This is a genomic window from Scopulibacillus cellulosilyticus (assembly GCF_042665295.1).
Classification (GTDB): domain Bacteria; phylum Bacillota; class Bacilli; order Bacillales; family Sporolactobacillaceae; genus Scopulibacillus_A; species Scopulibacillus_A cellulosilyticus.
Genome location: NZ_JBHTCO010000004.1, coordinates 36,766 through 55,702, shown reverse-complemented (window position 1 = coordinate 55,702; position 18,937 = coordinate 36,766). Strand labels below are relative to the sequence as shown.

The 18,937-nt window shown below is 36.8% G+C and carries 19 protein-coding genes and 1 pseudogene; 11 read left to right on the top strand and 9 right to left on the bottom strand.

From position 1 onward, the window contains the following. Position 1 precedes the first annotated feature (1 nt). The gene (locus ACFQRG_RS03505; RefSeq protein ID WP_380963650.1) at positions 2 to 976 is read right to left on the bottom strand and encodes a metal ABC transporter substrate-binding protein; all 975 of its coding nucleotides are present in this window, start codon (positions 974 to 976) and stop codon (positions 2 to 4) included. A 313-nt stretch (positions 977 to 1,289) separates the two neighbouring features. Here ACFQRG_RS03505 and ACFQRG_RS03500 point away from each other — a divergent pair, with 313 nt between their 5' ends. Continuing rightward, positions 1,290 to 1,613 (top strand): DUF1516 family protein, encoded by a 324-nt coding sequence (locus tag ACFQRG_RS03500; RefSeq protein ID WP_380963648.1) that lies wholly within the window; start codon positions 1,290 to 1,292, stop codon positions 1,611 to 1,613. A 70-nt stretch (positions 1,614 to 1,683) separates the two neighbouring features. Here ACFQRG_RS03500 and ACFQRG_RS03495 read toward each other — a convergent pair whose 3' ends face one another. Then, on the bottom strand, positions 1,684 to 2,271 hold the full coding sequence (locus tag ACFQRG_RS03495) for a DeoR family transcriptional regulator (protein WP_380963646.1): 588 nt from the start codon (positions 2,269 to 2,271) through the stop codon (positions 1,684 to 1,686). A gap of 232 nt (positions 2,272 to 2,503) precedes the next feature. Between ACFQRG_RS03495 and ACFQRG_RS03490 the strand changes: the two genes are divergently transcribed. Then, on the top strand, positions 2,504 to 4,096 hold the full coding sequence (locus ACFQRG_RS03490) for a copper resistance CopC/CopD family protein (RefSeq protein WP_380963644.1): 1,593 nt from the start codon (positions 2,504 to 2,506) through the stop codon (positions 4,094 to 4,096). A gap of 18 nt (positions 4,097 to 4,114) precedes the next feature. Then, positions 4,115 to 4,735 carry a YcnI family copper-binding membrane protein gene (locus tag ACFQRG_RS03485; RefSeq protein WP_380963642.1) on the top strand — a complete coding sequence of 207 codons (621 nt, stop codon included), beginning with the start codon at positions 4,115 to 4,117 and terminating at the stop codon, positions 4,733 to 4,735. Positions 4,736 to 4,900: 165 nt separating this feature from the next. Here the strand turns inward: ACFQRG_RS03485 and ACFQRG_RS03480 are convergent, their stop codons facing one another. From ACFQRG_RS03480 to ACFQRG_RS03460, 5 genes are all read right to left on the bottom strand, one after another. Next, a complete protein-coding gene (locus ACFQRG_RS03480) occupies positions 4,901 to 5,818 on the bottom strand; it encodes a ketopantoate reductase family protein (RefSeq protein ID WP_380963640.1) in 918 nt (305 codons plus the stop codon). A gap of 116 nt (positions 5,819 to 5,934) precedes the next feature. Continuing rightward, the gene (locus tag ACFQRG_RS03475; protein ID WP_380963638.1) at positions 5,935 to 6,621 is read right to left on the bottom strand and encodes an aspartate/glutamate racemase family protein; all 687 of its coding nucleotides are present in this window, start codon (positions 6,619 to 6,621) and stop codon (positions 5,935 to 5,937) included. 305 nt (positions 6,622 to 6,926) lie between these two features. Then, positions 6,927 to 7,826, bottom strand: a complete 900-nt coding sequence (locus ACFQRG_RS03470) for an SDR family oxidoreductase (protein ID WP_380963636.1) — start codon at positions 7,824 to 7,826, stop codon at positions 6,927 to 6,929. Between the two features lie 192 nt (positions 7,827 to 8,018). After that, positions 8,019 to 9,044, bottom strand: coding sequence for a D-cysteate sulfo-lyase (gene cuyA, locus ACFQRG_RS03465; protein ID WP_380963634.1), 1,026 nt, complete (start codon positions 9,042 to 9,044; stop codon positions 8,019 to 8,021). A gap of 33 nt (positions 9,045 to 9,077) precedes the next feature. Then, a complete protein-coding gene (locus tag ACFQRG_RS03460) occupies positions 9,078 to 10,565 on the bottom strand; it encodes an amino acid permease (protein ID WP_380963632.1) in 1,488 nt (495 codons plus the stop codon). A 331-nt stretch (positions 10,566 to 10,896) separates the two neighbouring features. Here ACFQRG_RS03460 and ACFQRG_RS03455 point away from each other — a divergent pair, with 331 nt between their 5' ends. The 5 genes from ACFQRG_RS03455 to ACFQRG_RS03435 all read left to right on the top strand — a co-directional run bounded on the left by ACFQRG_RS03455 (position 10,897) and on the right by ACFQRG_RS03435 (position 15,556). After that, the gene (locus ACFQRG_RS03455; RefSeq protein ID WP_380963630.1) at positions 10,897 to 11,457 is read left to right on the top strand and encodes a TetR/AcrR family transcriptional regulator; all 561 of its coding nucleotides are present in this window, start codon (positions 10,897 to 10,899) and stop codon (positions 11,455 to 11,457) included. A 75-nt stretch (positions 11,458 to 11,532) separates the two neighbouring features. Then, positions 11,533 to 12,720, top strand: coding sequence for an MFS transporter (locus ACFQRG_RS03450; protein ID WP_380963628.1), 1,188 nt, complete (start codon positions 11,533 to 11,535; stop codon positions 12,718 to 12,720). A gap of 79 nt (positions 12,721 to 12,799) precedes the next feature. Continuing rightward, the gene (locus ACFQRG_RS03445) at positions 12,800 to 13,237 is read left to right on the top strand and encodes a GNAT family N-acetyltransferase (protein ID WP_380963626.1); all 438 of its coding nucleotides are present in this window, start codon (positions 12,800 to 12,802) and stop codon (positions 13,235 to 13,237) included. Between the two features lie 839 nt (positions 13,238 to 14,076). Then, positions 14,077 to 14,724, top strand: coding sequence for a hypothetical protein (locus ACFQRG_RS03440; protein ID WP_380963624.1), 648 nt, complete (start codon positions 14,077 to 14,079; stop codon positions 14,722 to 14,724). 19 nt (positions 14,725 to 14,743) lie between these two features. Then, entirely contained in the window at positions 14,744 to 15,556 is an 813-nt protein-coding gene (locus tag ACFQRG_RS03435; RefSeq protein ID WP_380963622.1) for a hypothetical protein, read from the top strand. Positions 15,557 to 15,610: 54 nt separating this feature from the next. Here ACFQRG_RS03435 and ACFQRG_RS03430 read toward each other — a convergent pair whose 3' ends face one another. Beyond that, on the bottom strand, positions 15,611 to 15,925 hold the full coding sequence (locus ACFQRG_RS03430; protein WP_380963620.1) for an ATP-binding cassette domain-containing protein: 315 nt from the start codon (positions 15,923 to 15,925) through the stop codon (positions 15,611 to 15,613). 349 nt (positions 15,926 to 16,274) lie between these two features. Here ACFQRG_RS03430 and ACFQRG_RS03425 point away from each other — a divergent pair. After that, positions 16,275 to 17,179 (top strand): annotated as a pseudogene (locus ACFQRG_RS03425) (aldo/keto reductase). A gap of 44 nt (positions 17,180 to 17,223) precedes the next feature. Here ACFQRG_RS03425 and ACFQRG_RS03420 read toward each other — a convergent pair. Continuing rightward, positions 17,224 to 17,772 carry a helix-turn-helix domain-containing protein gene (locus ACFQRG_RS03420; protein ID WP_380963618.1) on the bottom strand — a complete coding sequence of 183 codons (549 nt, stop codon included), beginning with the start codon at positions 17,770 to 17,772 and terminating at the stop codon, positions 17,224 to 17,226. Between the two features lie 99 nt (positions 17,773 to 17,871). Between ACFQRG_RS03420 and ACFQRG_RS03415 the strand changes: the two genes are divergently transcribed. Then, the gene (locus ACFQRG_RS03415) at positions 17,872 to 18,597 is read left to right on the top strand and encodes an AzlC family ABC transporter permease (RefSeq protein ID WP_380963616.1); all 726 of its coding nucleotides are present in this window, start codon (positions 17,872 to 17,874) and stop codon (positions 18,595 to 18,597) included. Then, a complete protein-coding gene (locus ACFQRG_RS03410) occupies positions 18,594 to 18,917 on the top strand; it encodes an AzlD domain-containing protein (protein ID WP_380963614.1) in 324 nt (107 codons plus the stop codon). The genes ACFQRG_RS03415 and ACFQRG_RS03410 overlap by 4 nt, the downstream gene beginning before the upstream one ends. Positions 18,918 to 18,937 lie beyond the last annotated feature (20 nt).

Genomic DNA, 18,937 nt, shown 5'->3' with positions numbered 1-18,937 from the left:
TCTATTCACTTCCTAAAGCGATTTTCAAGCTTTTGAGATTCTCCCTCATAATTGAGAAATAATCTTCACCTTTCTTTTGCTCCGCTTTTGTTAAATTTTCTATAGGATTCAATGTCAGCGGCTTGGCTCCGATTTTATCCTCAACCATTTTACCGATTTTTGGATTTACTAATGTTTCGAACATAATATAGTGAACGTGGTTCTTTTTCGCAAAGTTAATGATTTGCTTAATTTGTTTTGGACTCGGTTCCTCATCTGGTGAAATTCCTGAAATCGGCACTTGTTTTAATCCATATCTGTCAGCTAAATAGCCGAATGCTGCATGTGACGTAATAATATTTTTGTTTTTTACATTTTTAAGCGCATCTTTATATTGTTGATTTAATTTATCTAACTTTGTAACCAAGGCTTGATAATTTTTCTCATATTCTTGTTTCCCTTTTGGATCAAGCTTGATAAGTTCTTGTTCGATTTCCTTTGCCATCTGTTTTGCCCTGACCGGATCTTGCCAGAAATGAGGATCATCACTGCTTGCAGGGTGATGTTCGCCATCTTCTGAAACATTAGCTGCATGTGTTTGTTGTAAAGTTAATAAATCCATATGCTTGCTCATATTTAAAAATTTTACCTTTGATTGGTTAACAGAACTTTTTGCGTCATCAATCCACGATTCCATGCCGCTGCCGTTATAAATTAACAGGTTAGCAGTGGATATTTTTGCCATGTCCTTCGGTGTCGGCTCATAGGAATGCGGATCTGCTCCCGACGGCAGAAGGTTAGTCACGTTAGCCCTATTTCCCGCAATTTCTTTAGTAAAGTCATAGATTGGGAACGTACTGGTCATGATTGATAATTTTTTATTTGATCCTGAACTCGATTGATTTCCGTTATTATTTTTTTGGCTGTTGCATCCGGTCAAAACAAGGCACATAGCTGCTGCCAATACGACGATTGTACTTATCAATTTTTTAGGCATGACTTTCCCTCCAGCAATTTAATTGATTTCTATGTAAAATCATTTTTCATTTCTAAATCGGAAACGTTACGATTTGTAGTTTAAAATTTTTTTAGGGATTAGTCAATATTTATTTTTAAAATGCCGGTTCAATCTGTCATTTACCCTCTTTAAAATATGACATAAATTTGTTTATATAGTGCCTTTTTGTGAACAAACTTTATATTTTTGAACAAATTAATTGATTAATTAACTGCTAACCAATAAAATCAAAGTATCTCCATGTGCTTTTTTACATAGTTTTTTAAACAAAAATGATTGGAGGATAATTCATATGCTTATTCATATGCATGGTGATTCATGGCCAGTTCTGATTATTTTATTTTTATTAAGTGTCATTTTCAAAAAGCAAAAAGTAACTCTTTGGCTGCAACGCTTGTTCTATATTATTATGGTCGTATCCGGTGTTATGATGCTCGCAAGTTTCGGTTGGCCGGGTCTTTTCATTATTAAAGGCATCTTAGCGCTGATATTAATCGGATTAATGGAAATGATTGTCGTCCGTACAAAAAAGCAAAAACCAGTTGTCGGTTTTTGGATTCTATTTATCATTATTTTAATTATCATTTTGCTGATTGGCTATCATGTCATCGGTTAATTAAACGAATGATTAGAGCTCGCCTGCGATTGATATTCCGCAGCGGGCTCTTATCATTGAAACAGCCATATTAATTTGTCTTGCAGCCTTCACGGCTGGAACACATGTAATTTGCAACTTCCTTAATAACATCATCATAGTTCATATAACGTCCCCCGAAACCTTTTACAAATCTTTTTGCATGACTGGAAGCCCCAAATGTTAAAATTTGCGGATGACAGCAGCCGACTTGAAGCTCAGGTTCCACAACATATGATGCAGAAAATACACTGATTGTTGTATTTAAAAGAAAATCGTAGCAAATCCCTTGAGTTACCGAATCATTTAACTGGTTTAATCGAAGAAGACCGCAATGGGCACAGCAGGCGACTTCCATTCCGCCATCTTTTTTTATTAAGCGAACGCTTAACCGTTCATGAATTTTCCTATAGCAATAAACACAACGGTCATGGACAGCCCTTTCCTCTTCCTTCCACTCAGGTGAAAGCGTAATACCGCCAAATGTCTTAACAACGGTCCCTTCATCGATAAGTGCCTGTACATCACGGTGAATGGTCATTTCTGAAACATTTAACCTTCGGCTGAGTTCTGATATTTTCATATCCTTTTGCTCTTCAATCCATTTTTTTATCAGCTTCTGCCTCTCGATAGGTAACATAATCTGACACTCCCTTAGTATGTATCCTTTTTTGAGGATTTTAAAGAAAGTATTTCCAACTTCTCGTCGAACCCATAGCAGTTTCTGGAAGAATCCTCTAACTGTCATAGCATCTTCACACTTTTTAGTTTTACTTTCATAAAGATGATTTAAAATAAAGTTATAGTTTGTTATAGTTTGTTTGATTATAACATATCAGCTTATTTCTTTCTTAGGAGGTGAAACCATACTCATGGCTTTAGCCGGCGATAAATTTTTTAAGCAGTCTTGGGCTAAATTTCTTGTCAGTCTGCTAATCTTAATTTTCTTTTTCCTGCCCGGTTATCATGCAGGTGCCCATGCCAGCCTTGTCCAAGCATCACCTGACGCTAACAGTCAATTATCTAAGGCCCCGGCAAAGATTAAGTTGACTTTTAATGAAAGGCTGCAAAAAGAACTATACTGGATTAAATTATACGATCAAAAAGGCCGTCCAGTCTCCCAAGAAACAACTCATATGTCAAAGGACCAAACGACATTAACGTTAAAAGTCCCAAAACTCAATAAAGGTACATATACCGTCAGCTATCATATTATTTCAGCGGACGGTCATCCTGTTGAGTCATCTTATCTTTTTTCAGTCGGTCATGTCAAAATGAATGAAAGCGCAGCAACAACCGCAAGCCAAGACCAACATCAGCATGAATCTATAAGCAACGCTTTGTTGCGAGCTTTTTATTATTTTCTATTACTGTCATTAACCGGATGGACCTTCTGGCGATTAGTGACGAGAAGACGCGATTTCCCAATTCATGAGAAGGCGTCGGCCTGGTTCAAATATATTCAAGGTTTCTTTGCCCTGGCAGCCATTTCTTTAGGATTTGTTCAATTAATGAGTGCCGCTGACTCTTTAAGTTTAACATCAATTGGACATACATTATTTTACACAAGCTTCGGCATTTCGGTACTTATGTTGTTTTTCTTAGCGGTTACAGCGATTTGTCTTCGTCAATTAGCGTGGTTTGACGCCGCTTGGATCATTATTGCTGTTATTTATGAAGGATTTAACGGCCATGCTTTATCTTTTAAGCCGGCGGCAATTAATGTCATCCTTGATATTATCCATCTTTTTGCGGCAAGTATTTGGATAGGCGGTCTGTTGCTTATTATTACACATTGGCGCAAAGAACAACTTAAGGATTTTGTACCGTTGTTTTCAAAAGCGGCATTTATCAGTCTCATTGTCCTTGTTGTAAGCGGTGTTTGGACAACGATTAACTTTTTGCCAAGCTTGACCGATCTGTTTGTAACGACTTGGGGGATTTTACTTCTCATAAAAACCGGTTGTGTCGTACTTGTTTTTGTTGTTGGTGCGCTTCTTAAGGCTCAATTGAAAAAACGGGATTCCAAAGGATTTAGGCATTGGTTTAAATATGACTTTTCGCTAATGGTCATTATTGTCATCATTGTCGGCGCGCTGACCTATTCCAATCCGCTGCTGCAAAATGAACCATTTAAGTTACATTCAAACAGAAATCAATTGAATATGACTGCAATGATTACGCCAAGGAATCCGGGCGTTGATAATACTTTCACCGTAACAGTTAAAACAAAGCATCATCTGCAATATGTACAACTGTACCTTAAACATTTTGGAAATACTGATATCCCTAAAGTTAGAGTTCCTTTAAAAGGAAAGAAAACAAATGGCATCTATACTTACCAAGCTCAAGGGTCATACTTATCCGTTCCGGGCAATTGGACTGTCGAAATTAGAATTATGAATGAAAATGATGACGAAACCGTATGGGATAAACAAATGAAAGTTTATCAAGTCAGTCAATAGAGGAGGTTTTATTTTATTATGAAAAAAATATTATCAATGCTAACGATGTTATGTATAACGGTATTTGCGGTTGCAAACATTGCAAGCGCACATGTAACGGTTTCACCTGATCAAGTGCCATCTAACAGTTACCAAGAGTTTACTTTTAGAGTGCCAACTGAAAAAACTATTCCTACTGTAAAACTTAAAGTCAGAGTTCCTAGTGACGTTGACGTTAGTTTAATTGAACCTGTACCGGGCTGGAAATACAGCCTCGAAAAAAATAAAGACGGTAAAGTGACAAACATAACTTGGACTGCCGAAGGCAAAGGATTATCTTCAACTGAATTTGGTGAATTCAGCGTTATGGGTAAAGTCTCACCAAAGGCAAAAAAAATAGAGTGGAAAGCTTATCAAACTTATAAGGACGGCAGTGTTGTCAAATGGATTCAAGAAGCAGGCGGCGATAATCCTGCTCCAGTAACTAAAGTTGTTAAAGGCGGCGCTGAAGGAGATGGACATAACGCTGTAACAAGTGATAATCAGGGTAATACTGCGGCAAAGGACGCCGGCAGCCAATTGCCATTGTACCTATCAATAGCAGCTGTTATTATTAGCATCATCGCGTTTATAATCAGCCTTGCAAAAAAGAAAAAATAATTTATATCAAGTGCCAGAAGTTATTTAACTTCTGGCACTTTTTTTGTGTTTAAAAACAGGATTTCTTGATTATGAAAGGATTTCCGCTGTTTATGAGCGACTTTTCCGCTAAAAAAGGCAACATCATGTCGATGTTGCCTTTTTTTAATGAATAGATAAGGTAAGTTAATTCCCTTTTTCAAATGGCTTTATCACTGCATATAAAGTTTCGATGACAGGCAGAGCGATCTCTTTTTGTTTAGCTAATCTCAATGCACCGCCTTGCAGATGCTCAACTTCAAGCGGCAATCCTTTTCTTCTATCCTGATGCATTGATGAAGTTGCTTCATCAGGAAGTTGACTTAACTGGTTAACGCCATTTTCAACATCCTGATCAGATATTGAAGCATCGTAAGAATTTGCCAGCATCTTCATTTCATTCAGGACTTTCTCACCTAATTGAAAGGTTGATTGATGTTTGCGTATTTGTCCTATTGGAAGGTTGACGGCAGTCGTAATGCCTGAAAATGCTGTGATAAACATATACTTTTTCCATAAATCTTGTAATATATTACCACTCATACGCGCTTTCATATTAGCATTTTCTAAAGCTTCATTTAATTCATTGCATATATCATGTTGTGCAGGATCGAGCGGTCCAAAAATCAAATCATGCGAACTTGATGTATGAACAACATGTCCTTTTTCATCAAGTGTTGCAATGATAAAAGCCAGGCCGCCTAATACAGCTTCTTCACCAAGTTCCGCTTGCAGCTGATGAATATGTTCGATACCATTTAACAAAGGTAAAACTTTCGCGCCTTTATTAACGAATTTCTTTAATTGCGGCAAGGTTCCCTCCAAATGGTAACCTTTCACAGCCAATATTACAATATCGCACTCTCCCGCTTCATCAGGATCAGTCACAACACGGGCGTCTTCTAACGTATAATCCCCTTTTACACTATGTATGACCAGACCATTTTCCTTAATTTGTCTCGCTCTGTTTTTACGAACGAGAAAAGAAACATTCGACCCTTTTTCTAATAACCTGCCGCCATAATAAACGCCTAATGCCCCGGCTCCGATAACTAAAATATTCAACTCCAGCCACTCCAATCATTAACATAGAAGTAACCCTAGCAATACGTAAATCTAAGCTAAGGTTACTTCAATATTATACTTTCTCGTCTTTTTGTCCAGCAAAATTCCCTGAGACCTTATCTTAATGCGTCTTCAACAACTTTTTTCACATGAAGATTAGTCGTATTATAAATTGGTACTTTAACATCATCTTGGCTGATAAAATCTCCTTCAGTATAGCCGATAACTATGCCGTCAGCACCTTTGTCAACCAGCTTTTGTATCACTTGAAGCGTATCCTGCTTTTCCTTTTCAGAAACCTTGCCTTTGCTTCGTTCACTTAAAATAATGTCATGGATCAAATCCCTGTCTTCCTCATCAGGTATGATAACTTGTAACCCAAGTTCATTTAATTTTTCAATATAAAAAGTATCCTCCATTGTATATATCGTTCCGACAAGACCGATTGTTCCCGCGCCTTTATTTCGGCATGCTTCAACAAGCGGATCAATAATATGAAGTACCGGAATTGAAATATGATGTTGGACCAAATCTGCTACTTTATGCATCGTATTTGATGCGATTATAATAAGGTCCGCACCGCCCTGCTCCAAAATTTGTGCAGCCTGGGAAGTTACCCGTTCTACTTGATCCCATTTACCTGCTTCAAGATAATGATCGATGTCCTCATAATCCAAACTGTTTATAAGACATCTTGCTGAATGATTACCGCCTAATTTTTGATTAACAAGCTGATTTATTCTTTGATAATAGGCAACTGTTGACTCCCATGTCATGCCGCCAATAATACCGATTGTTTTCATCTATCGTCACCTCAAAGTTGTTTTTAATATAGTAGTCTATGCAGGACTATTTAAATTTATATCTTGGAAGATTTACAAAATCGAGTTATTATGAAGTTCGATGTTACCGTATGAAAACCCTTTCTTTTTGAAAATTTTATTGTAAAATTAGGGAATGTTTTTGTTATAAAGAGGCATACTAACCCATTCCCTTATCTAAATAAAAATAAACTTAATACGCCTTAATAAGATCTTTTTCGTTCATTTTTATAATAAGTTTGTATTCTATCAAACTGTTAATATCCTTGTTAAAGAAACATTTTTTATCAAGAACTGACCATTGTTCCGCCGTTCACATGCAACACTTGGCCGGACACATAAGCTGAATCATCAGAAGCAAGATTAACATATGTTGGCGCTAGTTCAAACGGTTGGCCTGCCCGCTTCATTGGGGTATTGTATCCAAATGTCTTCACATGTTCTGCAGAAAAAGATGAAGGAATTAATGGTGTCCAAATCGGCCCTGGTGCAACAGCATTAACACGGATACCTTTTTCAACTAAAGATAGAGCCAATGAACGTGTAAATGAGACAATCGCCCCTTTGGTGGATGAATAATCAATTAAATTTTTTTCACCTTCATAAGCTGTTACAGATGTCGTATTAATAATTGTATCGCCGGAGCCAAGATAAGGCAGACCGGCTTGAGTCATATAGAAATATGAAAAAATATTCGTTTGAAATGTCGTGATTAATTGCTCAACTGAAATATCAAGTATGCTTTTTTGAGGAAATTGAACGGCACAGTTATTTACAATAATATTTAAGCAGCCAAATGTTTCTATTGTTTCATTGACCGCAGCATACGCCGAGCTTGGATCCCTTAGATCTTTTCTTAATAATAAACAGCGCCCGCCGAGAGATTCCACCCTTGATTTAGTCGTTTTGGCGTCCTCATCTTCATATAAATATACAATAACAATGTCCGCGCCTTCTTTTGCAAACGCAATACTTACAGCACGGCCGATGCCGCTGTCTCCTCCAGTCACAATAGCTACCTTGCCCTTTAACTTTCCGCTCCCCTTATAATGAGGATTCTCTGCAATAGGCGGCGGATTCATTATATATTCCAGGCCAGGCTGTTTGTTTTGGTGCTGCGGCGGAAAAGTCATGGGAATATCTTTGCATTCTGTTTTTTTACCGTAATATGGATATTGGGGATACATTTGTGGCTCCTTTCCATAGGCATTCGTCTATGGTTAGGATATTCAATTTAGTGAGATATGTTATACCGAATATTTAATTTGCTCATGTTTAGATTGGTAATAAAAAGTAAAATCACTCCCCCGAGGTTATATCCGAAAAGGGAGTGATCTTCAGCGTTTATTTCAAAAAACGGACTATCATTTACTTTTTTCTTAATTGCAATCTGCAGCCATATCAAGCTTTCCCAAAAACGTTGAGGTATAGGAATAAAGCGCTGGGGTACCTCCTGTATGAATAAATAAAACATTTTCACCCTTTTTAAAATAACCATGGCGAATCAAATCAATCAAACCGGCCATTGCTTTTCCGGTATAGACAGGGTCAAGTAAAATGCCTTCAGTCCTGGCTGTAAGCTGAACAGCTTCAACCATTTCCGGTGTTGGAATAGCATAACCGGACCCTACGTACTCCCCAAAACAACGAACAGTATCTTCTGGTATCCGATTAGATAATCCCATGAATGAATATGTTCTTTCAATCAGATCACGAACTAAATGTTCTTGTTCTTCTTGTTTCCGGCTGACATTGATGCCGATAACACGGGTTTTGCTCACGTCTCCGCTGAAGCCGGCTACAAGGCCAGCCTGTGTTCCGCCGCTTCCGCTTGGTGTGACAACATAATCAAAAGTTGTCCCTAAATGAGACATTTGCCTGATAATTTCTTGCGCACAATTTACGTAACCGAGTGTACCAATTTCATTTGACCCTCCGACCGGAATCGGGTATCCCCTCCGGCCGGCTTTTTCTAAATCCGCACACAGTTCCTGCATAGCCTCTCCAAGGTCATGCCCCTCTGATGTTATTTTAATCTTCTCTGCACCTAATAAGTGATAAAGTAAATTATTCCCGCTGGCATTTGGATTATAAGGGCTGTAATCTGTTTCTTCCAAAACAAGCTGGCATTTCATTCCTTCTTTTACGGCTGCGGCAAGTGTTAAGCGGCAGTGATTTGATTGTACCCCGCCGCATGTAATTAAGGTATCCGCTCCTTTTTTTAGAGCGTCCGCTGCAAGGAATTCAAGCTTTCTTGTCTTATTTCCTCCCGCAGTAAGCCCGAGAAAATCATCTCTTTTAATAAAAATATCCGGTCCTCCAAGTACATTTGAGAGATTTTCCAGTTTTTCTATCGGCGTCTCATTTAATGTATATTGTCTTTTAGCGTATTTACTTAGTTCCATGATATCCTCCTAATTTTCATCAAATTCAAAGAATTATTCATTGTACCCAAAGTCGCATTCTTTCAGCGGTACAACCTTTGTTTTCTTAACAAACTTATAGATAAGCCATGTCAAAATAAATAAAGGCAGACCAATATATGATACTAACAGTCCTTGCCAGTTTACAGACGAACCAATGAAAGAGGTATAACCTTGGCCGACAATAATAACCAGACAGACAACGAATGAGAAAATCGGTCCAAATGGGTACCACTTTGCCCGGTAAGGCAAGTCTTTGAGATCTTTTCCTTGCGCGATGTAGGCTTTACGGAATCGATAATGACTGATAGCGATTCCTGACCAGGCAATTAACCCTGAAAGACCTGACGCATTAAGTAACCAGTTATAAACAACACCGTTACCGAAAAATGATGAAAGAAATGCCAAAAAGCCAAACGCCGTCGTTAAATATAGTGCATTCGTCGGCACACCCCGTTTATTAACCTTCGCAAACAGCCGGGGTGCATTTCCGCTCTTAGCTAAAGCAAACAGTGTTCGGGTTGAAGCATACAAAGAGGAATTTCCTGCTGATAAAACAGATGTCAAAATAACAGCATTCATTACAGACGCCGCAAAGGCTAATCCGGATCGTTTGAATACTAGAGTAAAAGGGCTGACGGCAATATTATTAACGCCCGATTTTAGTAGATTCGGATCCGTATAAGGAATCAGCATGCCGATAACAAAGATTGCCAGAATATAAAAAAGTAAAATTCTCCAAAATACACTTCGTATTGCTTTTGGAATATCCTTAGCCGGATTTTCGCTTTCACCAGCCGCTACACCAATCAATTCGGTGCCGCCGAAAGAAAAACGGACAACCATAAAGACGGCTAATAATCCTAAAAGCCCCCCATGAAAAGGTGTCCCGCCTTGCATAAAATTCTTTGTACCGACGGCGTGTCCGCCAAGAATGCCAAAGATCATGGCAACACCCATAATCAGAAAGACGATGATCGTGACTACTTTGATGCCGGCGAACCAAAACTCTGATTCCCCATATCCTTTTGCAGAAAGAATATTAAGACCAAATATTAGCGCCAAAAAAAGGATGCTCCACAAAAGTGTCGGTGTATTGGGAAACCAATACTTTATGACAAGTGTCCCGGCAGCAAGTTCGGCAGGAATGGTTGTCGCCCAATTGTACCAATAGTTCCAGCCGAAAGCGAAGCCAAGCGCCGGATCAACAAAACGCCTTGGATAGGTTTCGAAAGCACCGGCTACAGGTATTAAAGTCGTCATTTCCCCAAGACTTGTCATGATAAAATAAACCATAACACCTATGATGGCATAAGCAAGCAGAGCGCCGCCCGGACCCGCTCCATGGATCGTCTCGCCGCTTCCTACAAACAGCCCTGTGCCAATGGCACCGCCAATCGCGATCATCGACATATGCCGGGAACGTAATCCCCGTTTTAAATTGTTTTTGCCATTGTTTTTATCATGGAATGTTTCATCTAAGAGATTGTCAGATTTATTCATATTTCCCTCCTTAACCCTTTTATTGTATTTTGAATTAATAGATAACTTTTGGTATTTTTAACCCCCATCTTCTTTATACTCTTTTAAAGTGATCAACATCCTCTTGCCTTTTTTACTTTTAAAAATAGGCTGAATATATTTTCATTCGACAAAACTTGCGCTTTATCCTTCTTACGTTAATATAAAAGAAAAAATGATAGCTGTTTGTACAAATTATTTGAAAAGATTTACTTTATTTCGCTTCTTGAAAACTTAATGCCGGTTTGGTAAAATATGTTCATACTAACAAAACTAAAAAAGTTTATTGAGTTTTCCATTCAGGAGGATTGATATGAAAGATCGCATTATGCATGGGTATATTGAGGAAATTAAAGATAAAGGCATGAAATTTACAATGGATGACCTTGCTGGGCGGCTTGGCATAAGTAAACGAACGCTTTATCAGCATTTCTCCTCAAAAATTGATATCCTGGAAGCCATTATTGAACAAACCTTTTCAGATGTTGATGAGCAAACGAAAAAAATTGTTGAAGATGACAATTTAACCTTAATAGAAAAAATTAAGGGTGTCATTACCGTTGTACCTAATCATGTTGAATTTCTTGACTTAAGGGTTCTTGATCAAATGAGGAAGTATTATCCTGAACAATGGAAAGTTGTTCATGCCGGATTAAATGATTGGGATGACCTTAGATTACTTATTGAAAAAGGAATTCAAGATGGCCTTATTAAGGATATGAATGTCGATCTGATTATGAAGTTAATGATTGATTCTACAAATTCAACCCTTGACCAGCCTTTTTTTATGAAGAATAATATCTCTGTTCAAGAAGCATTATCATCTATTGTCGATATTTTATTGTACGGATTAGCAGTTGAGAATAAAAGATAAACTTTTATTCTTTTCTTTTATCACTTGAAAACTATGAAAACAAAAATAGTTTTTTCTAGACTTAGAGGTGGAATTGTGTTTTTCAAAAAAATGATGAACCGGCAGCAGCTGCTTGGTTTATGTATTGCTGTTACTATTCTTTTTCTGGATATGCTGCTTTACAGCCTGATTATCCCGATGATTCCTTATTTAACGAAGACGTTGGGCGCTTCTTCAACAATGATAGGACTTCTTGTCAGCAGTTATGCTATTGGACTTTTGATATTAACGCCTTTATTTGGACCTTTATCTGACCGTATCGGCAGAAAAATACCATTAATATTCGGGTTAACAGTTCTTATCATTTCGACATTGCTGTTTTCCTTTGCCCATACAATACCAGCGCTGATAGCCGCCCGCTTTATTCAAGGGGTTGCCGCAGCGGCTAACGTTTCCGCTGCTTTGGCACTTATTGCTGATCTTTTCCCTAAAAAGGTTCGCGGGACGATGATGGGCATTGCCGTAACGGGAATATCAATCGGCTTGCTTCTGGGAGCGCCAATCGGCGGTTCGTTATTTGATGCCGGCGGCTACATGATGCCATTTTTGGTGATCGCGGGAATTACTTTAGCCATTTTGCTGATCATTTTATTTACATTAACCGAACCATCACATAACAAAGAAAAAACAACAAGCGCCTTTACATTTTTACGTAATCCAATGGTTATCTTTGTTATTCTTGTTGTACTTTTATCCGAAGCAGCGGTATCCTTATTGGAACCTGTGCTCCCTGTATTTTTAACCGATCAGCTTCATCTTTCAGCCTCAACGGTTGGACTGTTATTTGGCGCTATGTCCCTGTCATACGGATTAGTTTCACCGTTATCGGGTGCATTATCGGATAGATTTCATCCTTTTGTCATTATGCTTATCGGCCTGGCGTGGTCGGCTGTTACAATCCCATTAATGATTGTTTCAAAAACACTTTGGCAAGAGGCAGGTGCAATGATCCTCGTTGGTGCCGGCGTTGGCTTTGCTTTATCACCGACGCTTGGTTCATTGGGGAAGGTTGTTGACCGGGAAGGAAGCTCTTCTTATGGAGCCGCCTATTCTTTGTTTAATATCTTTGATTCTATCGGCATGATGCTTGGCCCATTAATCGGCGGAGTACTTGCAGATTTACTGACTGTAAAAGCATCAATGCTCGTTGTCAGCGTGACGTTGCTAATCTTTGTAGCTTTACTCTCAGGCATGCTTAAAATAAGAAGAGAGCGAATCATATAATTAAATTTGTAAACATTAAAGAAAACTTGGCTGGTACCAAGATATACTTTCTGATAGTACAAGAAAGCGAGATGGAAGAATGACCCTCCAAATACGTGAGGTTAATTCAAACAATTGGCGTATCATCGCCGCATTATCAGTTTCGAAGGATCAACATGCATTTATAGAAAGCAACAGCTATTCTCTTGTTCAATCAAAATATCATCCTGAATGGAAATCCGTTGCCATATATGATGGGAATACCCCAGTAGGCTATTGCATGTACGGAACCGATATAGAAAAGAACCAAATTTGGCTTGACCGTTTCATGATAGATCAGCATTACCAAGGCAAAGGCTACGGCAAACAGGCTATTCCCTTGCTCATTGACTGTATAGTAGAAACTTATCAGTGCGATCGAATCTATCTGAGTATTCATCCTGAAAATTTTGCCGCACAAAAGCTTTATGAATCGTTCGGATTTAAGCTTACCGAAGAGATGGACTTTGGTGAGGCTGTTATGGTTTTTGATACGTAAATACTATTAATTAAATTTAGCACACGCGCCCTTGAAGTGTTCAAGGGCGCTTTTTGCACTTTGGTAATTGCATTGCATGCTATAATTTATATTAAACTAAAAATAGAAAGAGGTTTTTATTTGCTTATATCATTTATCATTACGTTAATTCTTATTGTTATTCTTTATTTTGTCGGAAAACCGTTAAGGTCAGATCATTACGTTTATCATTTCTTTAAAAAAAGCTGGGTGTACATTCTTCTTTTAATCATTGAAATATTTGCCACTATTCTTTTATATTTTATTTTTGGATCCAATAACTTTTTCTTATTTATTCCTTTCTATTTATATAATTTTCAATGCCTTTTTCTTATTTTCGAAATTATTCCTGCTATTTTTTTCGATGAACATAAAAATATACGTGCCGTTTTCCGTCTCATAATATCCTTAATATTTGTTATCTTTCTAGCTATATTAAGTATAATTACTCCTTTATCGATTGCGCCTTGACAATCATTTAACTTTTTTTTTCAACGTATTGAAAAACTTTTTAAATTGCTTTTCTTTAATACATAAGTAATTAATAAACTCATATTCTTTTCCCTTAATATCTTTAACAAGAATTGAGGGACAAGGAATATTAATAACGGAAAAACTTTTGCTTTTGAATTGAACTGTGGATATTTCGTTTAAAGGGATAGTGTTGTTATTTATTTTGACTTTATGATCATCAAAAAAGATTGACTGACGCATCCCTTTAAAGCCGGAAATGGAAAAAGGACTTTGAAAAGGCAATAAGTCGCAGTACACAGTTTGGCGGACTTGGCGTATTACTAACAAAATCCGTTAAGTTTAATGAAATGGAAAATAATAGATGGTCATATAGTTCAAAGGATTGGTTACTTAAGAAAAATGGTAAATATTCAAATCCTATAACGAAGACGATTGACCGTTTTTTAAAAGCTGAACCTAAAAGATTCCCAGCACGTTATTTACATAAATTAGGCGGATTTAATAAGGGTTACTCTAATCCAGCAAACTATGTAAAAGGCCATTTACTTGGGTTGCCGGCCAATTCTACTTCGGCAGGCATAAAAACAATTACCAAATCCGTTGTAAGACGATTTGGTCCTATAAATGTTGGTGCAACAGCAATAGGTGAATCCTTTTCCCTTATTAAAAAAATTAATAAAGGAACAGCAACCTACAAAGATGGTATTGTATTTGCTACAAATACTGCTATTAAGTCAACTGGAACATATGTCGGAGCTGCTACAGGGGCTGCTGCATTATCTTGGGCCGGTCCTCCCGGAGTTATTATAGGTGGTATGCTTGGCGGGGCTGCAGGTGGATTTCTGGCAGATAAAGCAGCAAAAGGAGTAGAACATGTTGTCCGACATTTTCATGAAATAGTTGCCGAAGTAAAAGATGTTGCTAAAAATGTTAAAGAAAAAGGAAATGAAATATTTAAAAGCAGTAAAAAGTGGGTATCAAGTTGGTTTCATTAACCCAAAAAGGAGCATATAAATGGAGAACAAGCTTGTATTATCAATTGAAGAACTTGGTTTTTGTTTAATGTTATGCGGATATGAGGAAATCGCTGCTGGCTTAATTAAGCCAACTTTGGGAGAGAAAAAAGACAAGATTTGGGAGGCTATTTTTGAAACAGCTTCTCATGGTTTATTATCTAAAGGACTATGGAATGTATCTAGACAGAAAAAAGGTGATATACCTTTAAATGAAGAATGGATTTCATTTTTTAATACTTATGTTCATTCAAAAAAAATGTTCAGACTAACAAAAAATGAAAACGATGATCTAGAAATTTTAATGTTTCATCAAATATCTGAATATGAATGGATAGCACACCGTGTTATTCATCATATTTGTCACGAGTTTTCAATCGTTAATCAATCTGAAATTTTTAATGAGATTAATCACTTTTATGGTATAACACAATTAGACAAAAACAAAACAGAGAAGATACATATTTCAAAAAAGGATTTCAAACAAATGGTATTATTGACCGAAAAAGGAAATATAGAAGAAAACACTTTTGAATCTATTTTTAAACATACAAAAAACAAACAACTTATCCAAAGTTTTTTATATTCATTGAAGTCAGGTAAAAGGAGATTCCCTGACAATTTATCAGTTTCATATATCCCAAGTCTTCAAGAATATCCTACAATATTGGATGTCGTTTTTATTTTGAAAGAGGAAAAACAATTGTGGGTTATTTCACAATTTGATCAATATGAAGGGGAGCCAATTTATTTAATGCTACCTACAATGGAAGACTGGAAAAAAATAATATTACAAAGAATAGAAGCAAACTAATTTTAAGCTTATATAAAACATGACTGGTCAAATTTAATCACTTGTCATGTTTATTCAATGCTCATACTTCTTCAATCTTAACTTTTCTTTTTTCAATTTATTGATCATTTCTTCTATATTTAAACTCCGTCTGCCAATTTTTAGTGAATGGTTTAATTGGCTGACATGAGGCTGTTTTAGTATTGCTTGTTCAAGGATTTTAATATCCCAAAAGACTTCCCTTTTATTTGTGTCGGCAATTTTCTTTTTATTTGCTATTACAATAACTCTTTCAAACTGATTAACAACAAACTCCATATCGTGAGTAATCGTAATGACTGTTTTTCCTTCTTGATTTAAAGTCTCTATAATCGAACCAAGTATATTCATTGATAAGTATCTTGCTCGGTAGTTGGTTCATCGAGAATAATCATATTTGAAGCCATTGCTATAATAGCAGCAATAGTTACAAATTTTCTCATTGAATAAGGTAAATTATAAGGATGTTCTTTCAAAAATGGACGATAATAATTATACAGAATACAAAAAAGAACTTTGTAATTATCACTCTTTTTCTTCACATTACACCACAAGAATTCTGTCGCTGCCCAAAAATAGACGGTTAAAGCCGTCTATTTTTTTAATCGTAAATTTATGAGCTAAGTACTTTATAAGATTAATTTATTTAGATATGATTAACCTAATTAACCTAATTAAGCAAAAGAAAGGAGCAATAGTTATGGAAAGAATACAGCTGGCCGATGACTTAACTTTCTCAAGAATTATTCACGGGTTGTGGCGTTTGGCAGATTGGAAACAATCAAAGGAAGAGACGCTGTCGCTTATTGAATTTTGCCTTGAACAAGGCATAACGACTTTTGATCATGCGGATATTTATGGCGGCTACACTTGTGAAAAATTGTTTGGAGATGCGTTATCTTTAAAGCCTGAACTGCGTAAAAAGATGGAAATTGTAACAAAATGCGGGATTGTTATCGAATCGGAAAATCGCCCGGAACACAAGTCACATCATTACAATACTTCCAAACACCATATTGTAAAATCAGTTGAGCAATCTCTTAAAAATTTACATACAGATTATATTGATGTTCTGCTTATTCATCGCCCTGATCCTTTTATGGATCCAGAACAAGTGTCTGAAGCATTTACTCAGCTTAAAAACCAAGGAAAAGTCCGCTATTTTGGCGTTTCTAACTTTAAGTGCGACCAATACAATATGCTTCAATCTTATTTAGATTTTGATCTGGTAACTAATCAAATTGAATTATCCGCCTATCATCTAGAGAACTTTGAGGATGGTACTTTAAATCTCTGTCAAGAAAAACGGATCCCGCCAATGGCTTGGTCCCCGTTAGCCGGCGGACAAATTTTCTCAGCTCAAGATGATAAGGCTATCCGGCTCCGGGATACACTTTATCTAAAATCGCAAAGGATATTGATGCTGATGGTATTGATGAAGTTTTGTATGCCTGGCTGTTAAACCACCCAGCTAAAATTATGCCAATTGTCGGTTCCGGAAAACGAACCAGAATTGAATCGGCAACAAAAGCATTAAATCACTCCTTAACATTGGATCAATGGTTTGAGATTCTGCATAGCTCAATGGGGCATGAAGTACCTTAAGTCATTCTTAAAGGGAAAGAAGGTTTTCTTTCCCTTAAAAAACATCATTCCGGATAATAGATTAGCATGAAAAAGCTTACCAATTCATCTGAGGAATTCGTATAATAGTGCTGCACAGTTGGTGTAAAATGCATGGCATCTCCCGACCTCAAAATATGTTCCTCTCCCTTAAACTCAACCTTTAATTCGCCTTCTTTGATGAGTATGTACTCTTCACCTAAATGACCTTCTGATGTATGAGCAAAACCGGGATTAAGAGTTACAAAGTAAATTTCAAACTTTTTTTCAGTATGATATGGAAAAACAGAATATACAAGATAATTTCCATCAGCATCAATCACAGGAGATAATTCTTCAATATTTATTTTAGTTACCTTTGGTTTATCCTCTTTCATAAATGATGAAAAGGAGACTTGGAGGCCGTTTGCAATTTTCCACAGGGTTGAGACTGTTGGATTTGATCTGCCCTTTTCAATTTGAGCCAGCATTGCTTTGCTTACCCCCGTTAATTCGGATACTTTATCTAAACTTAGCCCCCTGCTTTTTCTTATATGTATTAGATTATTCGCGATAATCTCTTGTATAGGATCCATTCCGTCCTCCTTAAAAATTTATTATTGTTATTATAACACAATTATTGTACACTATAACAAACAATTGTATAACATAACATACAACAGGAGGGGAGAATCGTGATTACAGAAAAGGAGTTGGTCCATTCAAATGAAAAACTTCTTACCTTTAAACAAGGGGTCAAAGATTGCATACCGACATGGTTAGGATATATCAGCATTGGCTTTGCTGCCGGGATAGTTGGGGTATCTTCAAAGCTGAGTATAGTAGAGATAGCTTTATTATCAGGACTCGTTTATGCAGGTGCATCGCAATTCATTATTTGTGCATTGCTTGCGGCCCACAGTCCCGCAATGGCCATTATATTAACAACTTTTATTGTGAACTTACGAAACTTTCTGCTAAGTGCAACGATCGCGCCTTATTTTACAAAATATTCTTTAGTAAAAAATTTAGGTATCGGGATATTCGTTACAGATGAGTCATTTGGTCTTGCCATGAATAAAATCGTCAAAGGCGAAAATATAAATGATCATTGGATGAATGGTATAAATGTTTCTTCATATATTATTTGGGTTGTTTCTTGTGTCATTGGAGCTGTATGCGGTAACTGGATTCCTGATCCAAAAGTTTTTGGTCTTGATTTTGCTGTAACAGCCATGTTTGCGGCACTGCTAATCTTACAATTACAAAGTATTAAATCATCTAAAATAAAGCATTACTTATCTTTAATCGCTTATATGATCGTTGCTATGATTATATTTTCCCTTTTTGTTCCTTCCCATTTAGCTGTTATCCTGTCAACATTAATTGTAGCAACAATTGGGGTGGTGACAGATAAATGAGTATCCATTTTTCAATTTTACTTTTAATACTGGGGTGTACATTAGTAACGGTCATTCCGCGCATCATTCCATTTTTAGTCGTTCGAAATGTTAATTTACCTGAACCTGTATTAAAATGGCTGTCATATGTACCCATTTGTATTCTGACCGCACTTGTTGTTGACAGCTTTATTATTGAAACGAATCATTCAATAAAAATTGACTGGACAGTCATCATCGTTATCATACCGACCCTAATAGTCGCTATACGGACGAAAAGTTTATCAGCCACAGTCATTATAGGTGTCATCTTAATGGCTATAGTTAGATTTTTTATTTAACATTACAATTCATATATGCA

What these genes read in the sequence shown, in the direction of transcription:
- ACFQRG_RS03495 (WP_380963646.1), bottom strand. Translation starts at nt 2,271, where the DNA reads ATGTTACCTATCGAGAGGCAGAAGCTGATAAAAAAATGGATTGAAGAG.
- cuyA (WP_380963634.1), bottom strand. Translation starts at nt 9,044, where the DNA reads ATGGAACTAAGTAAATACGCTAAAAGACAATATACATTAAATGAGACG.
- ACFQRG_RS03445 (WP_380963626.1), top strand. Translation starts at nt 12,800, where the DNA reads ATGACCCTCCAAATACGTGAGGTTAATTCAAACAATTGGCGTATCATC.
- ACFQRG_RS03420 (WP_380963618.1), bottom strand. Translation starts at nt 17,772, where the DNA reads ATGGATCCTATACAAGAGATTATCGCGAATAATCTAATACATATAAGA.
- ACFQRG_RS03455 (WP_380963630.1), top strand. Translation starts at nt 10,897, where the DNA reads ATGAAAGATCGCATTATGCATGGGTATATTGAGGAAATTAAAGATAAA.
- ACFQRG_RS03410 (WP_380963614.1), top strand. Translation starts at nt 18,594, where the DNA reads ATGAGTATCCATTTTTCAATTTTACTTTTAATACTGGGGTGTACATTA.
- ACFQRG_RS03435 (WP_380963622.1), top strand. Translation starts at nt 14,744, where the DNA reads ATGGAGAACAAGCTTGTATTATCAATTGAAGAACTTGGTTTTTGTTTA.
- ACFQRG_RS03505 (WP_380963650.1), bottom strand. Translation starts at nt 976, where the DNA reads ATGCCTAAAAAATTGATAAGTACAATCGTCGTATTGGCAGCAGCTATG.
- ACFQRG_RS03460 (WP_380963632.1), bottom strand. Translation starts at nt 10,565, where the DNA reads ATGAATAAATCTGACAATCTCTTAGATGAAACATTCCATGATAAAAAC.
- ACFQRG_RS03500 (WP_380963648.1), top strand. Translation starts at nt 1,290, where the DNA reads ATGCTTATTCATATGCATGGTGATTCATGGCCAGTTCTGATTATTTTA.
- ACFQRG_RS03490 (WP_380963644.1), top strand. Translation starts at nt 2,504, where the DNA reads ATGGCTTTAGCCGGCGATAAATTTTTTAAGCAGTCTTGGGCTAAATTT.
- ACFQRG_RS03430 (WP_380963620.1), bottom strand. Translation starts at nt 15,925, where the DNA reads ATGAATATACTTGGTTCGATTATAGAGACTTTAAATCAAGAAGGAAAA.
- ACFQRG_RS03475 (WP_380963638.1), bottom strand. Translation starts at nt 6,621, where the DNA reads ATGAAAACAATCGGTATTATTGGCGGCATGACATGGGAGTCAACAGTT.
- ACFQRG_RS03485 (WP_380963642.1), top strand. Translation starts at nt 4,115, where the DNA reads ATGAAAAAAATATTATCAATGCTAACGATGTTATGTATAACGGTATTT.
- ACFQRG_RS03470 (WP_380963636.1), bottom strand. Translation starts at nt 7,826, where the DNA reads ATGTATCCCCAATATCCATATTACGGTAAAAAAACAGAATGCAAAGAT.
- ACFQRG_RS03440 (WP_380963624.1), top strand. Translation starts at nt 14,077, where the DNA reads ATGGAAAATAATAGATGGTCATATAGTTCAAAGGATTGGTTACTTAAG.